Below are 13,120 nucleotides of genomic sequence, written 5' to 3'. Positions count from 1 at the left end.
CACCCGGTTTCACCGCTGTCGGGTTGCGGATCAGGGCGCCGGTCCTGCGACCGGCGCCCTGTCCTGAACCTGACCACCTCCCCCATGCATGGGCGATCGCGATGGCATGCGAAAGCCGGTCCCGGGGCGGCGGGGAAACGCGGAAGCGTTTGGACCGGAAGCGGCCGCAAGGGCCGCCTCCGTAATCGGTAGAACGATCAGACGCGGCGCTTCTTCGGCGGGCGAACGCCATTGTGCGGGATCGGCGTCACGTCGCGGATGGACGTGATCTGGAAGCCGACCGACTGCAGGGCGCGCAGGGCGGACTCACGGCCCGAACCCGGACCCTTCACTTCCACTTCCAGGGTGCGCATGCCGTGTTCCTGGGCCTTGCGGCCCGCGTCTTCGGCGGCCATCTGGGCGGCGTAGGGGGTCGACTTGCGCGAACCCTTGAAGCCCATCATGCCCGACGAGGACCAAGCGATGGTGTTGCCCTGGGCGTCGGTGATGGTGATCATGGTGTTGTTGAACGAGGCGTTCACATGCGCCACGCCCGAGGTGATGTTCTTGCGCTCGCGGCGACGAAGCCGGGCGGCAGAAGCGTTGGGCTTTGCCATTTCTTATCAGTCCTTCAGCTTACTTCTTCTTACCGGCGATCGGCTTGGCCGGGCCCTTGCGGGTGCGCGCGTTGGTGTGCGTGCGCTGACCGCGGACCGGCAGGCCCTTGCGGTGACGCAGGCCGCGGTAGCAGGCCATGTCCATGAGCCGCTTGATGTTCATGGCGACAGAGCGACGCAGGTCGCCTTCGACCGAGTAGTCGCTGTCGATGACTTCGCGGATACGCAGGACTTCGTCGTCGGTCAGCTGATGCACGCGGCGCTCCAGCGGAATGCCGACCTTGCCGCAGATCTCCTTCGCCATGAAGGGACCGATGCCGTGAATGTACTGAAGGGCGATTTCCACCCGCTTCGCGGTGGGAATATTAACGCCAGCGATACGCGCCACGCGCTTTCTCCATCGTTCATGCCCGCCCCGGCGTCACGCCCGGGCGATGCGATCTTCGTCCACACCCCGCCTGATCACCGGCTCCCGTGGCGGGGACATCCAATGACCTTCGGGGCATCTCATCCGAAGAAAACCTGGAAACTCCAGGATCTCCAAATGCACATACGAACCAACTCCGTCCCGCCACCCCAAAGGGGCGCCAGGGCCGAGAGCCGGTTTCATCCGGACCCGCAGGGCCACAGCCCGGAACGGATCGGATGCGGGAGTATACGCAGGCGCGACCGGATGTCAACCGCGCCCACGCGGGCGGCGCCCACGCCGGGCATGCAGCCAGGTGATAGGCCACCAAAGGAAAAGGCCGCCTCCCCCACTGGAGAAACGGCCCTTTCCCTATTCGGACAACCGCGACGCCCGAGGCTCAGGCGGCGATGATGGCTTCCAGCTGACGGGTGACCTCGTCGATCTCCGCCATGCCGTCCACCTGCTTCAGCACGCCCTTGCCCTGATAGTAAGGCAGGATGGGCGCCGTCAGCGCGTGGTATTCCGCCAGACGCTTGGTGAAGGTCTCGGCGTTGTCGTCGGCCCGGCGCTTGAACTCGGTCGAGCCGCAGATGTCGCAGACGCCCGCCACCTTGGGCTGGTGGAACTTGTCGTGATAGCCGGCGCCGCATTTGGCGCAGGTATACCGGCCGGTCACACGCTCCACCAGGGCTGCGTCGTCCACCACCATCTCGATGATGTGGTCCAGCTTCAGGTGCTTGTCCGCCAGCATGCGGTCCAGGGCCTCAGCCTGTGGAACCGTGCGGGGGAAGCCGTCGAGGATGAAGCCCTTGGCGCAATCCGGCTGGGTGATGCGGTCGGCGATCATCTCGACCATGATCGCGTCCGGCATCAGCTTGCCGGCGGCCATGATCTCCTTGGCCTGCTGACCCAGGGGGCTGCCGCTATCCTTCAGCGCCCGCAACATGTCGCCCGTCGACAACTGCACCAACCCGAACTTCCGTTCAAGCCGCTGCGCCTGCGTTCCCTTGCCGGCGCCCGGCGGCCCCAGAAGAATCAGGTTCATCCACGCCTCCCCCTCAGCTTTGCCTTCTTGATGAGGCCTTCATATTGATGCGCCAGCAGATGCGAATGGATCTGGGCGACCGTGTCCATAGTCACCGTTACCACAATTAGCAGGCTGGTGCCGCCAAAATAAAAAGGAATAGCGTTCTTGGCCATCAACAGTTCGGGCAATAGACAAACCACCACCAGGTAGCCGGCGCCCAACACCGTCAAACGGGTGAGAACAAAGTCCAGATAGTCAGCGGTGTTCTTACCCGGACGGATACCGGGGATGAAACCGCCATACTTCTTCAGATTCTCCGCCGTCTCGGTCGGGTTGAACACGACCGCGGTATAGAAAAAGCTGAAGAACACGATCAGCGCCATGTACAGCACGATATAGAGCGGCTGGCCATGGGTGACATAGCGGGCGATGGTCTGCAGGATCTCCGGACCGGTGCCGCCGGAAAAACCGGTGACGGTGGCCGGCAGCAGCAGAAGCGAGCTGGCGAAGATCGGCGGGATGACGCCCGACGTGTTCAGCTTCAGGGGCAGGTGCGAGGCTTCACCCCCATAGACCTTGTTGCCCACCTGGCGCTTCGGGTACTGCACGATCAGCCGGCGCTGGGCGCGTTCCATAAACACGATGAAGAAGATCACGCCCACGGCGATGGCCAGCAGCAGGGCCAGGATGCCGAAGCCGATGGCCCCGGTACGGCCCAGTTCCAGCAGCTGCATCAGCGCCTTGGGCAGGGCCGCCACGATGCCGGTGAAGATGATCAGCGAGGTGCCGTTGCCCACGCCCCGGGCAGTGATCTGCTCACCCAGCCACATCAGGAACATGGTGCCACCCACCATGGTGACCACGGTGCTGATGATGAAGAAGGGGCCGGGATCGATCACCGTGCCGCCCTTGGCGCCCTGCAGTGCCACGGCCAGGCCATAGGACTGGAAGATGGCCAGGATCACCGTGCCGTAGCGGGTGTACTGGTTGATCTTCTTACGACCCGCCTCGCCTTCCTTCTTCATGGCTTCGAGGCTGGGGATCACGGCCGTCAGCAGCTGCACGATGATGCTGGCGGAGATGTAAGGCATGATGTTGAGCGCGAAGATGCTCATGCGCTCAATGGCGCCACCCGCGAACATGTTGAACATGCCCAGGATGCCGCCCTTGGCCTGGTTGAAAACGTCGGCGAAGGCCTGGACGTTGATGCCCGGCAGGGGAATGTAGGTGCCCAGGCGGAAAACGATGAGCGCTCCCAGGGTGAACCAGAGCCGCTTCTTCAGTTCCGTGGCCTTGGCGAAGGAGCCGAAATTAAGATTGGCGGCGAGCTGCTCGGCGGCTGAAGCCATGGAATCCGTTCCTATCGAGGCGCCTCTCAGGGGCGCGGCACAGACGGTATCAAAAAGACAAAAGAAAAGGGACCGTCGCCGGTCCCCCTAACGGGTCCCACCCCAGATGGGGAGACCTGCGGCAGAAAGAAAGACGGCCGGCGCTCGCTTTTAACACGAACGCCGGCCGCACTTCCTTAATTACTCGGCAGCCGCTTCGACCGCGGGCACCTTGACCGAGCCACCAACGGCTTCCACGGCGGCCACGGCCGCGGCGGAGGCGCCGGCGACATCGAACGCCACCTTGGCGGTGATGCTGCCCTTGGCCAGCAGGCGCACGCCGTCGCGGGACGGGCGCACCAGACCGGCGGCGACCAGCACCTCGGCGGTGATCACGTCGGCGACGTTCAGGCGGCCTTCATCGATGGCCTTCTGGACGGTGCCCACGTTCACCACCGAATAGTCGGTGCCGAACAGGTTGTTGAAACCGCGCTTCGGCAGGCGGCGATGCAGGGGCATCTGACCGCCTTCGAAGCCGTTGATCGACACACCGGAACGCGAGGTCTGACCCTTCACGCCACGGCCGCCGGTCTTGCCCTTGCCGGAGCCGATGCCCCGACCAACCCGGGTGGGCGCCTTGCGGGCGCCCGGGTTGTCGCGAATATCCGTAAGCTTCATGACTTTATCCCTTCAAGCCGTATCGGGAAGGCCTCAGGAGGCCTTCTCGACGCGCACGAGGTGCTGCACCTTGGCGATCATACCGCGGACCGAAGGGGTATCCTCCAGCTCGCTGGTACGGTGCAGCTTGTTGAGACCAAGACCCACCAGCGTCGCCCGCTGGTCCTTCTGGCGGCCGATCGGGCTGCCGATCTGGGTCACGATGACGGTGTTCTTCTCGCTCATCACGCGCTCTCCTTCGCCTCGGCACCAGCCTCGCGGCGGCCCAGGATATCGCTGACGCGACGGCCACGGCGGGCGGCGACGGCGCGGGGGCTGACGCACTGGGACAGGGCGTCGAAGGTCGCCTTGATCATGTTGTGCGGGTTCGACGTGCCAACCGACTTGGTCACGACGTCCTGGACGCCGAGAGCCTCGAAGATCGCGCGCATCGGACCACCGGCGATGATGCCGGTACCGGCGTCGGCGGTGCGCAGCACCACCTTGCCGGCGCCGAAGTGGCCGTGCACGTCATGATGCAGCGTCCGGCCCTCGCGGAGCGGCACGCGGATCATGGAGCGCTTGGCCTGATCGGTGGCCTTGCGGATGGCCTCCGGCACTTCGCGGGCCTTGCCCGAACCAACGCCGACGCGACCCTTGGCGTCACCCACCACGACCAGGGCGGCGAAGCCGAAGCGACGGCCACCCTTCACCACCTTGGCGACGCGGTTAATACCAACGAGCTTTTCTACCAGCTCGCTTTCCTCGCGGTCCCGGGGCGTACGATCCCGGTCCCCGCCACGCTCGCGACCGCCGCTGTTGCCGCCGTCCCTCTCGTTACGTGCCATAATCGCTACCCCTTAGAACTGCAGGCCGGCTTCGCGCGCGGCGTCGGCCAGGGCCTTGACCCGGCCATGGAACAGGTACGAACCGCGATCGAACACCACTTCCGTGATGCCGGCTTCCTTGGCCCGCTCGGCGATCAGCTTGCCGACGGCCTTGGCCGCTTCGATGTCGGCGCCAGTCTTCAGCTCCGCACGCAGGGTCTTGTCGATGGACGAGGCCGCGGCCTTGGTCTGGCCGGCCACGTCGTCGATGACCTGGGCGTAGATGTGCTGGCTGGACCGGAACACGGACAGGCGCGGACGCCCCTGCCCCAGCTTCCGGACCCGCGTGCGCACCCGCTGCTTGCGGCGCGCGCTCAGAACTTTTGCATTGCTCATGATCGTGCGCCTTACTTCTTCTTGCCTTCTTTGCGGATGATGACCTCATCCGCGTACCGGATGCCCTTGCCCTTGTAGGGCTCGGGCGGACGGTACGCGCGGATCTCAGCCGCAACCTGGCCAATCTTCTGCTTGTCGAAACCGGTGATCGAGATGGAAGTGGGCTTGTCGCACTTCATCGTGATGCCGGCCGGGATCGGGAAGCGCACGTCATGGCTGAAGCCCAGGTTCAGGAGCAGTTCCTGACCCTGGACGGCGGCCTTGTAACCCACGCCCGTGATCTCGAGGTTCTTGGTGAAGCCGGTGTCGACACCCTTGACCATGTTGGCCAGCAGCGTGCGGGAGGTGGCCCAGTTCACGCGAGCCTTGCGGCTGTCGTTCGCGGGCTTCACCACCACAGCGCCGTTTTCCAGCGTGGCGGAGATGTCGTCAACCAGGGTCAGACTGAGCTGGCCCAGCTTGCCTTTCACGGTGACGTTCTGGCCGGTGACCTGAACGGTCACGCCGGCCGGAACGGGCACCGGATGCTTGCCGATACGAGACATGTGGCCAGCTCCTTAGAACACTTTGCAGAGGACCTCGCCGCCAACATTGGCGGCACGGGCCTCGCTGTCCGACATGACGCCACGGGGCGTCGACAGGATCGAGATGCCGAGGCCATTAAAGACCCGCGGCAGATCGGCGATCTTGGAGTAAATGCGGCGGCCGGGCTTCGACACGCGCTGCACCTGCTTAATGACAGGCTCGCCTTCGTGATACTTCAGCTCGATACGCACGCTATGGACGCCCGGACGAACCGTGTCCAGGGAGTAGCCACGGATGTAACCCTCGCGCTTCAGCACCTCCAGAACGTTGGTGCGCAGCTTCGAGGCCGGGCTGGTGACAGACTGCATGCGGGCCCGCTGTCCATTACGGATGCGGGTCAGCATATCGCCCAAGGGATCGCTCAACGCCATTTCCCGAACCTCCGATTACCAGCTGGACTTCGTCATGCCCGGGATCTGGCCGGTAGAGGCCAGGTCGCGCAGGGCAATACGAGACAGCTTAAACTTGCGGTAAAAAGCACGCGGACGACCGCTCAGCTCGCAGCGATTCCGAATACGGGTCGGGCTGGAGTTGCGCGGCAGCTCGGCGAGCTTGAGGCGGGCGGCGAACCGCTCCTCGGGCGGCAGGGTGCGATCGGACGCGATGGCCTTCAGAGCATTACGCTTGCCGGCGTACTGCTTCGCGAGGCGCTCGCGGCGCTTGTTCTTCTGAACAGAACTGGTCTTGGCCATGGGAAGCTCCTGCCGCTCAGTTCGCGAACGGCATCTGGAAGCCCTTCAGGAGGGCCTTGGCCTCCTTATCGGTCTTCGCCGTGGTGACGATGATGATGTCCATCCCCCGGATTTCGTCCACGCGGTCGTAGTCGATTTCCGGGAAAATGATCTGCTCCTTGAGACCCATGGCGTAGTTGCCACGACCGTCGAAGCTCGTGCCCGACACGCCACGGAAGTCGCGGACGCGCGGCAGGGCGATCGTGATCAGACGGTCCAGGAACTCGTACATGCGGTCACGGCGCAGGGTCACCTTGCAACCAATGGCCATGCCCTCGCGCAGCTTGAACTGCGCGATGGACTTGCGGGCGCGGGTCACCACCGGCTTCTGACCGGACAGGGCGGTCAGATCGGTGACGGCGGCGTTGATCTTCTTACCATCGGACGTGGCTTCGCCGACGCCCATGTTAATGATGATCTTCTCGATCCGCGGCACTTCCAGGTCGTTGGCGTAGTTGAACTCGCTCTTCAGCGAGGCGCGAACGACGGAATCGTAATGTTCTTTAAGCCTGGCAGCCATAACGCGCCTCACAGGTCGATGACTTCACCGGAAACCTTGGCAAAACGGACCTTGCGGCCGTCTTCCAGGATCCGGTAGCCGACGCGGGTCGGCTTGTTGGTCTTGGGGTCGACATGGGCGACGTTGGAGACGTCGATGAACGCCTCGAGCTCAACGATGCCACCCTGCTGGGTCGGAGTCGGACGCTGGTGCTTCTTCACCAGGTTCACGCCGCGCACCTTGACGCGGTTCTCCTTCGGCAGAACGGCGATCACCTCGCCCTGCTTGCCCTTGTCCTTGCCGGCGATGATGACGACCTTGTCGGCCTTCTTAATCTTCGACATTTACAGGACCTCCGGCGCCAGGGAGATGATCTTCATGAACTTCTTGGCGCGCAGCTCACGCGTGACCGGCCCGAAGATACGGGTCCCGATCGGCTCACCCTGCTTGTTGATGAGCACGGCCGCGTTGCGGTCGAAGCGGATGGCGGAACCGTCGGTGCGACGGATTTCCTTGGCGGTGCGAACGATGACGGCGCGGTGCACGTCACCCTTCTTCACGCGGCCCCGCGGAATGGCCTCCTTGACCGAGACGACGATGACGTCGCCAACGGCCGCGACCTTCCGCATGGAGCCGCCCAGCACCTTGATGCACTGCACCCGGCGCGCGCCGCTGTTGTCAGCGACCTCCAGGTTGGTTTGCATCTGGATCATGGTTTGGCTTCCTTAAGCAAAACAGTTAGACGGCGGCGCCCGACGGGGCGGCGCTTTCCACGACGACGGCCCACCGCTTCCGCTTGGAAATCGGACGGCACTCTTCGATCGTCACCGTGTCGCCAGCCTTATAAGCATTCTGCTCGTCATGAGCAGCATACTTCTTCGACTGCTTAATAAACTTCTTGTACACGGGGTGCATAACACGACGCTCGACCAGCACGATGACGGTCTTGTCGCCCTTGTCGCTCACAACCGTGCCCTGCAAAACACGCCGGGGCATAACGCTTCCCCCTGTCAGGACACGGGCGCAGCGGTTTCCCGCTGGCCCAGGATGGTCTTAATCCGAGCGATGTCGCGCCGAACCTGGCCGACACGCGCGGTATTCTCCAGCTGCCCGGAGGCGCGCTGGAAGCGCAAATTGAACTGCTCTTTCTTCAGCTGCAAGAGCTGGTCCTGCAACTCATCCACGCTTTTCGTGCGCAGGTCGACGGCTTTGGTCATGCCTCAGCTCCCTCACCCAGGCGGGTGATGAATCGGGTCTTAATCGGCAGCTTGGCAGCGGCCAGCTCGAAGGCGCGCTTGGCGAGGTCCGCCGGCACACCATCCAGCTCGAACATGATGCGGCCGGGGGCCACGCGGGCCGCCCAGAACTCGGGCGAACCCTTACCGGAGCCCATGCGGACTTCGGCGGGCTTGCTCGACACCGGCACGTCCGGGAAAATCCGGATCCAGACCCGGCCCTGACGCTTCATGTGACGGGTGATCGCGCGGCGGGCCGCCTCGATCTGGCGCGCGGTGATGCGCGCCGGTTCGACCGCCTTCAGGCCAAAGGCGCCGAAGTTCAGCTGGCTGCCGCCCTTGGTGGCGCCGTGGATGCGCCCCTTGTGCTGCTTGCGGTACTTAGTACGTTTCGGACTCAGCATGGCAATTGCCCTCTAGTATCCGTTCACCCTCAGCGCGCCGCGACGGGCTGCTGATCGGCGCGCTTGTCCTGGGCGAACGGATCGTGCGCCAGAATTTCGCCCTTAAACACCCACACCTTGACACCGCAGGTGCCGTAGGTGGTCTTAGCCGTGGCCGTGCCGTAATCGATCTCGGCGCGCAGCGTGTGCAGCGGCACGCGACCTTCGCGGTACCACTCCATACGAGCGATCTCAGCACCACCCAGACGGCCGCCGCAGTTGATGCGGATGCCCTGGGCGCCGAGGCGCATGGCCGACTGCACGGCGCGCTTCATGGCGCGACGGAAGGCGACACGACGCTCCAGCTGGCTGGCGATGTTCTCGGCGATCAGCCGGGCGTCGAGTTCCGGCTTGCGGATCTCGACGATGTTCAGGCTGACCTCGGAGCCGGTCATGCGGCCCAGATCGGTGCGCAGCTTCTCGATGTCGGCGCCCTTCTTGCCGATCACCACACCCGGACGGGCCGTGTGGATGGTGACGCGGGCCTTCTTGGCCGGCCGCTCGATGATGATGCGCGAGGCGCCGGCCGCGGCCAGCTTGCCCTGCAGGTGCTTGCGCAGGCGCAGGTCCTGGTGCAGCAGCGTGGCGTAGTCGCGGCTGGCGAACCAGCGGCTGTCCCAGGTCCGGTTGATACCGACGCGGAGCCCGATGGGGTTGACTTTCTGACCCATGTTACGCGGTCTCCCCCGTGGCTTCCTCGGCGCGCTCGCGCACCACCACGGTCAAGTTGCTGTAAGACTTCTCGACACGGGCGCCGCGACCGCGGGCCCGGGCATGGAAGCGCTTCATCACCAGGGCGCGGCCCACGGTGGCGTAAGCAACCACCAGACGGTCAACGTCCAGCTGGTGGTTGTTTTCGGCGTTGGCGATGGCCGACTGCAGAACCTTCTTCACTTCGCCGGCGATGCGGCGCTTGGAGAAGGTCAGCATGGCCAGCGCGGTGCCGGCTTCCTTGCCGCGGATCATCTGGGCGACGAGGTTCAGCTTGCGGGCACTGGACTTGATCATCCGGCCGTGCGCCGCAGCCTCGTTGTCGGCGAAAGGCCGTTCAGATTGAGGCTTGCTCATTTTACTTCCTCTTCGCCTTCTTGTCGGCCGCGTGGCCGTAGAAAGTCCGCGTCGGGGAGAACTCACCGAACTTGTGTCCGATCATGTTCTCTGTCACGAGCACCGGCAGGAACTTATGGCCGTTGTAAACGCCAAAGGTCAGACCGACGAACTGGGGCAGGATCGTGGAACGGCGCGACCAGATCTTGATGATCTCGTTGCGGCCGGACGCGCGCGCCTTCTCTGCCTTCTTCAAAAGGTAGCCGTCAATGAACGGCCCCTTCCAGACGGAACGGGTCACGGGTCCTACTCCTTACTTAGAGCGACGACGACGGATAATCAGGCCGTCCGTCTTCTTGTTGCTACGCGTCTTCTTGCCCTTGGTCGGCTTGCCCCACGGCGTGACCGGATGACGGCCACCGGAGGTACGGCCTTCACCACCACCGTGCGGGTGGTCGATCGGGTTCATGGCGACGCCACGGACGGACGGACGACGGCCCAGCCAACGGTTGCGACCGGCCTTGCCGATCACGGTGTTGGACTGGTCGGGGTTGGACACGGCACCGATGGTGGCCATGCACTCGCCCCGGACCATGCGCAGCTCGCCCGAGGGCAGCTTCAGCTGGGCGTAACCCTGGTCGCGGCCCACCAGCTGCAGGAACGTACCGGCGGAACGGGCGATCTGCCCGCCCTTGCCCGCACGCAGCTCCACATTGTGGACGATGGTGCCAACCGGGATGTTCTTCAGCGGCATGGCGTTGCCGGGCTTCACATCGACCTTCTCACCAGCGACGACGACGTCGCCGGCCTTCAGGCGCTGCGGAGCCAGGATGTAGGCCAGGTCGCCGTCCTGATAGCGGATCAGAGCGATGAAGGCCGTCCGGTTCGGATCGTACTCCAGACGCTCGACCGTCGCGGGGACGTCGAACTTGTTGCGCTTGAAGTCGACCAGACGGTAACGGCGCTTGTGGCCGCCGCCCATGCGACGCGCGGTGATGCGACCGGTGTTGTTACGACCGCCGGTGCCGCTCAGGCCCTCCGTCAGACGCTTAACCGGCTTGCCCTTGTACAGCTCCGAGCGATCGACCAGCACCAGCTGGCGCAGGCTCGGGGTAATGGGACGGTAAGTCTTAAGTGCCATCGTTAATGCCCTCACACGCCGGTGGTGACGTCGATCGTGTGCCCTTCGGCGAGGGTCACGATGGCCTTCTTGAAGTCGGACCGGCGAGCCACGATGCCCCGGAAGCGCTTGGTCTTGCCCTTCGAGACGATGGTGTTCACGGCCGTCACCTTGACCTTGAACAGGCCTTCGACGGCCTGCTTGATCTCGGGCTTCGTGGCATCCAGGGGCACCCGGAAGGTGACCTGGTTATGCTCGGAGCCCAGGGTGGACTTTTCGGTGATGACGGGCGCGACGATCAGGTCGTACATGCGCTCGGCGCTCACAAACGGCTTCGCGTTCTTGCTCATTTCAGGCGAGCCTCCAACTGCTCGACCGCGTTGCGGGTCAACACCAGGGTGTCGCGCCGCAGGATGTCGTACACGTTGGCGCCCTGCTCCGGCAGCACATCCACGTGAGGAATGTTGCCGGCGGCCCGGACGAAATTCTCATCCAGGTTGGCGCCGTCGATGATCAGAACCGAGCTCAGGCCCAGGGCGCCGAACTGCTCGACCAGCGCCTTCGTCTTGTGGGTCTCGGCGCGGGCGTCGTCCAGGATGACCAGCTTGCCCTCGGCGGCCTTGACCGACAGGGCGGTCTTCAGGGCCAGCTTGCGGACCTTCTTCGTCAGGTCGTGCTCATGGCTGCGCACCACCGGACCGAAGATCACCGCACCGCCGCGGAACTGCGGCGAGCGCAGGGAGCCCTGACGGGCACGGCCGGTGCCCTTCTGCTTCCACGGCTTCTTGGTCGTGCCGGAGATCTCGGAGATCCCCTTGGTCTTGTGCGTGCCCTGACGGCGCTTGGCCAGCTGCCAGTTCACCATGCGGGCCAGCAGATCGGCACGGGCCGGCAGGCCGAACACGGCGTCGTCCAGCTCGATCTCGCCGACTTGCTCGTTCTTCAGGTTCTTAACGGTCGTCTTCATGATGCTCAGCCCTCCTGCGCGGCAGGAGCGTCCTGCGTCGGCGCACGGAAGGCGGCCGGGAAGGGAACGCCCTCCGGCAGCTTCTTCTTCACGGCGTCCTTGACCAGGATGTAACCGCCTTCGGAGCCGGGGACGGCGCCGCGGACGAGGATCAGGCCGCGCTCGACATCGACCGAGACGACCTTCAGGTTCTGGGTGGTGACCTGCTCAACGCCCAGGTGACCCGCCATCTTCTTGTTCTTGAAGGTGCGGCCGGGATCCTGGCGCTGACCGGTCGAACCGTGCGAACGGTGCGACACGGACACACCGTGCGTGGCGCGAAGGCCGCCGAAGTTCCAGCGCTTCATGCCACCGGCGAAGCCCTTACCGATGGTCGTCCCGGTGACGTCCACGAACTGGCCAGCGACGAAGTGATCGACGGTGATCTCCGCACCGACCTCGACCAGGGCGTCCGGGGTCACCCGGAACTCCACGGTCTTCTTCTTCGGCTCAACCTTCGCCTTGGCGAAGTGGCCGCGCTCAGCCTTCGTGACGTTCTTCACCTTGGCCTTGCCCACGCCGATTTCCAGGGCGGTGTACCCGTCCCGGTCTTCGGTCTTGTGGGAGACGACCTGGCAATTGTCGACTTTCAGCACAGTCACCGGCACGTGCTCACCCTCATCCGTGAAGATGCGGGTCATGCCGAGCTTCTGCGCGATCAAACCGGATCGCATTTTAGTCTCTTCTCCTAACAGGGGACATCCTCAGGGGGAGAGGTCCCACAACTCAAACTTACAGCTTAATCTCGACGTCGACGCCGGCGGCCAGGTCGAGCTTCATCAGCGCGTCCACGGTCTGCGGGGTCGGATCGACGATGTCCAGCAGGCGCTTGTGGGTACGGATCTCGAACTGCTCACGCGACTTCTTGTCGATGTGCGGGCTGCGGTTCACCGTGAACTTCTCGACCTGGGTCGGAAGGGGGATCGGACCGCGCACCCGGGCACCGGTCCGCTTGGCCGTATTCACGATCTCGCTGGTCGACTGGTCGAGCACGCGATGATCGAACGCCTTCAGGCGGATCCGGATATTCTGGCTTTCCATCGTCCTAAACCTTGGTTGGAAGCGGTGCCGAATAGCATCGGCACCGCACACCGTCAATCAAATCAGTTGGTACTTATCAGGCGATGATCTTCGCGACCACGCCGGCGCCGACGGTGCGGCCGCCCTCGCGGATGGCGAAGCGCAGGCCTTCGTCCATGGCGATCGGGGCGATC

The 13,120-nt window shown here is 64.2% G+C and carries 26 protein-coding genes; all 26 read right to left on the bottom strand.

Annotated features, from left to right (window positions below):
* Nucleotides 1-197: 197 nt before the first annotated feature.
* Nucleotides 198-596 carry a 30S ribosomal protein S11 gene (rpsK, locus tag FBZ87_RS04110; protein WP_004273656.1) on the bottom strand — a complete coding sequence of 133 codons (399 nt, stop codon included), beginning with the start codon at nucleotides 594-596 and terminating at the stop codon, nucleotides 198-200.
* A gap of 19 nt (nucleotides 597-615) precedes the next feature.
* Nucleotides 616-984, bottom strand: coding sequence for a 30S ribosomal protein S13 (gene rpsM / locus FBZ87_RS04105; protein ID WP_004273657.1), 369 nt, complete (start codon nucleotides 982-984; stop codon nucleotides 616-618).
* Nucleotides 985-1,402: 418 nt separating this feature from the next.
* The gene (locus FBZ87_RS04100) at nucleotides 1,403-2,050 is read right to left on the bottom strand and encodes an adenylate kinase (RefSeq protein WP_004273658.1); all 648 of its coding nucleotides are present in this window, start codon (nucleotides 2,048-2,050) and stop codon (nucleotides 1,403-1,405) included.
* The gene (gene secY / locus FBZ87_RS04095) at nucleotides 2,047-3,381 is read right to left on the bottom strand and encodes a preprotein translocase subunit SecY (RefSeq protein ID WP_145609114.1); all 1,335 of its coding nucleotides are present in this window, start codon (nucleotides 3,379-3,381) and stop codon (nucleotides 2,047-2,049) included. Before secY ends, FBZ87_RS04100 begins: the two co-directional genes overlap by 4 nt.
* A 180-nt stretch (nucleotides 3,382-3,561) precedes the next feature.
* Complete coding sequence (rplO, locus tag FBZ87_RS04090; RefSeq protein ID WP_145609113.1) at nucleotides 3,562-4,038, bottom strand: 50S ribosomal protein L15; 477 nt, start codon at nucleotides 4,036-4,038, stop codon at nucleotides 3,562-3,564.
* Nucleotides 4,039-4,071: 33 nt separating this feature from the next.
* Nucleotides 4,072-4,263 (bottom strand): 50S ribosomal protein L30, encoded by a 192-nt coding sequence (rpmD, locus tag FBZ87_RS04085; protein WP_040848399.1) that lies wholly within the window; start codon nucleotides 4,261-4,263, stop codon nucleotides 4,072-4,074.
* Nucleotides 4,263-4,865, bottom strand: a complete 603-nt coding sequence (rpsE, locus tag FBZ87_RS04080; RefSeq protein ID WP_040848400.1) for a 30S ribosomal protein S5 — start codon at nucleotides 4,863-4,865, stop codon at nucleotides 4,263-4,265. Before rpsE ends, rpmD begins: the two co-directional genes overlap by 1 nt.
* A gap of 12 nt (nucleotides 4,866-4,877) precedes the next feature.
* Nucleotides 4,878-5,240 (bottom strand): 50S ribosomal protein L18, encoded by a 363-nt coding sequence (gene rplR / locus FBZ87_RS04075; protein WP_088871756.1) that lies wholly within the window; start codon nucleotides 5,238-5,240, stop codon nucleotides 4,878-4,880.
* Nucleotides 5,241-5,251: 11 nt separating this feature from the next.
* Nucleotides 5,252-5,785 carry a 50S ribosomal protein L6 gene (gene rplF, locus FBZ87_RS04070; protein ID WP_145609112.1) on the bottom strand — a complete coding sequence of 178 codons (534 nt, stop codon included), beginning with the start codon at nucleotides 5,783-5,785 and terminating at the stop codon, nucleotides 5,252-5,254.
* A gap of 12 nt (nucleotides 5,786-5,797) precedes the next feature.
* Nucleotides 5,798-6,196, bottom strand: a complete 399-nt coding sequence (gene rpsH / locus FBZ87_RS04065) for a 30S ribosomal protein S8 (protein ID WP_004273660.1) — start codon at nucleotides 6,194-6,196, stop codon at nucleotides 5,798-5,800.
* A gap of 15 nt (nucleotides 6,197-6,211) precedes the next feature.
* Entirely contained in the window at nucleotides 6,212-6,517 is a 306-nt protein-coding gene (gene rpsN / locus FBZ87_RS04060) for a 30S ribosomal protein S14 (RefSeq protein WP_004273661.1), read from the bottom strand.
* A gap of 16 nt (nucleotides 6,518-6,533) precedes the next feature.
* On the bottom strand, nucleotides 6,534-7,076 hold the full coding sequence (rplE, locus tag FBZ87_RS04055; protein WP_040848402.1) for a 50S ribosomal protein L5: 543 nt from the start codon (nucleotides 7,074-7,076) through the stop codon (nucleotides 6,534-6,536).
* An 8-nt stretch (nucleotides 7,077-7,084) separates the two neighbouring features.
* Entirely contained in the window at nucleotides 7,085-7,399 is a 315-nt protein-coding gene (rplX, locus tag FBZ87_RS04050; RefSeq protein ID WP_040848403.1) for a 50S ribosomal protein L24, read from the bottom strand.
* Nucleotides 7,400-7,768: a 50S ribosomal protein L14 gene (gene rplN / locus FBZ87_RS04045; protein ID WP_004273662.1), complete on the bottom strand. Its 369-nt coding sequence runs from the start codon at nucleotides 7,766-7,768 to the stop codon at nucleotides 7,400-7,402.
* Between the two features lie 25 nt (nucleotides 7,769-7,793).
* A complete protein-coding gene (gene rpsQ, locus FBZ87_RS04040; protein WP_004273663.1) occupies nucleotides 7,794-8,051 on the bottom strand; it encodes a 30S ribosomal protein S17 in 258 nt (85 codons plus the stop codon).
* A gap of 14 nt (nucleotides 8,052-8,065) precedes the next feature.
* Complete coding sequence (gene rpmC / locus FBZ87_RS04035; RefSeq protein WP_040848404.1) at nucleotides 8,066-8,272, bottom strand: 50S ribosomal protein L29; 207 nt, start codon at nucleotides 8,270-8,272, stop codon at nucleotides 8,066-8,068.
* Entirely contained in the window at nucleotides 8,269-8,694 is a 426-nt protein-coding gene (rplP, locus tag FBZ87_RS04030; protein WP_040848405.1) for a 50S ribosomal protein L16, read from the bottom strand. The genes rpmC and rplP overlap by 4 nt, the downstream gene beginning before the upstream one ends.
* 29 nt (nucleotides 8,695-8,723) lie before the next feature.
* Nucleotides 8,724-9,404: a 30S ribosomal protein S3 gene (rpsC, locus tag FBZ87_RS04025; protein WP_040848406.1), complete on the bottom strand. Its 681-nt coding sequence runs from the start codon at nucleotides 9,402-9,404 to the stop codon at nucleotides 8,724-8,726.
* Between the two features lies 1 nt (nucleotide 9,405).
* Nucleotides 9,406-9,801, bottom strand: a complete 396-nt coding sequence (gene rplV, locus FBZ87_RS04020; RefSeq protein WP_004273664.1) for a 50S ribosomal protein L22 — start codon at nucleotides 9,799-9,801, stop codon at nucleotides 9,406-9,408.
* 1 nt (nucleotide 9,802) lies between these two features.
* Nucleotides 9,803-10,081 carry a 30S ribosomal protein S19 gene (gene rpsS, locus FBZ87_RS04015; protein WP_004273665.1) on the bottom strand — a complete coding sequence of 93 codons (279 nt, stop codon included), beginning with the start codon at nucleotides 10,079-10,081 and terminating at the stop codon, nucleotides 9,803-9,805.
* A gap of 12 nt (nucleotides 10,082-10,093) precedes the next feature.
* Entirely contained in the window at nucleotides 10,094-10,921 is an 828-nt protein-coding gene (gene rplB, locus FBZ87_RS04010) for a 50S ribosomal protein L2 (RefSeq protein ID WP_040848407.1), read from the bottom strand.
* 11 nt (nucleotides 10,922-10,932) lie between these two features.
* Complete coding sequence (locus tag FBZ87_RS04005) at nucleotides 10,933-11,250, bottom strand: 50S ribosomal protein L23 (RefSeq protein WP_088871757.1); 318 nt, start codon at nucleotides 11,248-11,250, stop codon at nucleotides 10,933-10,935.
* Entirely contained in the window at nucleotides 11,247-11,867 is a 621-nt protein-coding gene (rplD, locus tag FBZ87_RS04000; RefSeq protein WP_145609111.1) for a 50S ribosomal protein L4, read from the bottom strand. Before rplD ends, FBZ87_RS04005 begins: the two co-directional genes overlap by 4 nt.
* 5 nt (nucleotides 11,868-11,872) lie before the next feature.
* Nucleotides 11,873-12,580: a 50S ribosomal protein L3 gene (rplC, locus tag FBZ87_RS03995; protein WP_040848410.1), complete on the bottom strand. Its 708-nt coding sequence runs from the start codon at nucleotides 12,578-12,580 to the stop codon at nucleotides 11,873-11,875.
* 58 nt (nucleotides 12,581-12,638) lie between these two features.
* Complete coding sequence (rpsJ, locus tag FBZ87_RS03990) at nucleotides 12,639-12,947, bottom strand: 30S ribosomal protein S10 (RefSeq protein WP_040848411.1); 309 nt, start codon at nucleotides 12,945-12,947, stop codon at nucleotides 12,639-12,641.
* Nucleotides 12,948-13,023: 76 nt separating this feature from the next.
* Nucleotides 13,024-13,120: EF-Tu C-terminal domain-related protein (locus tag FBZ87_RS03985; RefSeq protein ID WP_000507943.1), on the bottom strand; the 97-nt coding region annotated here is incomplete at its 5' end.

It is taken from the genome of Nitrospirillum amazonense, from assembly GCF_007828035.1.
GTDB lineage: Bacteria > Pseudomonadota > Alphaproteobacteria > Azospirillales > Azospirillaceae > Nitrospirillum > Nitrospirillum amazonense.
The sequence above is the reverse complement of the archived record's forward strand: the minus strand, read 5'-3'. Positions and strand labels throughout refer to the sequence as shown.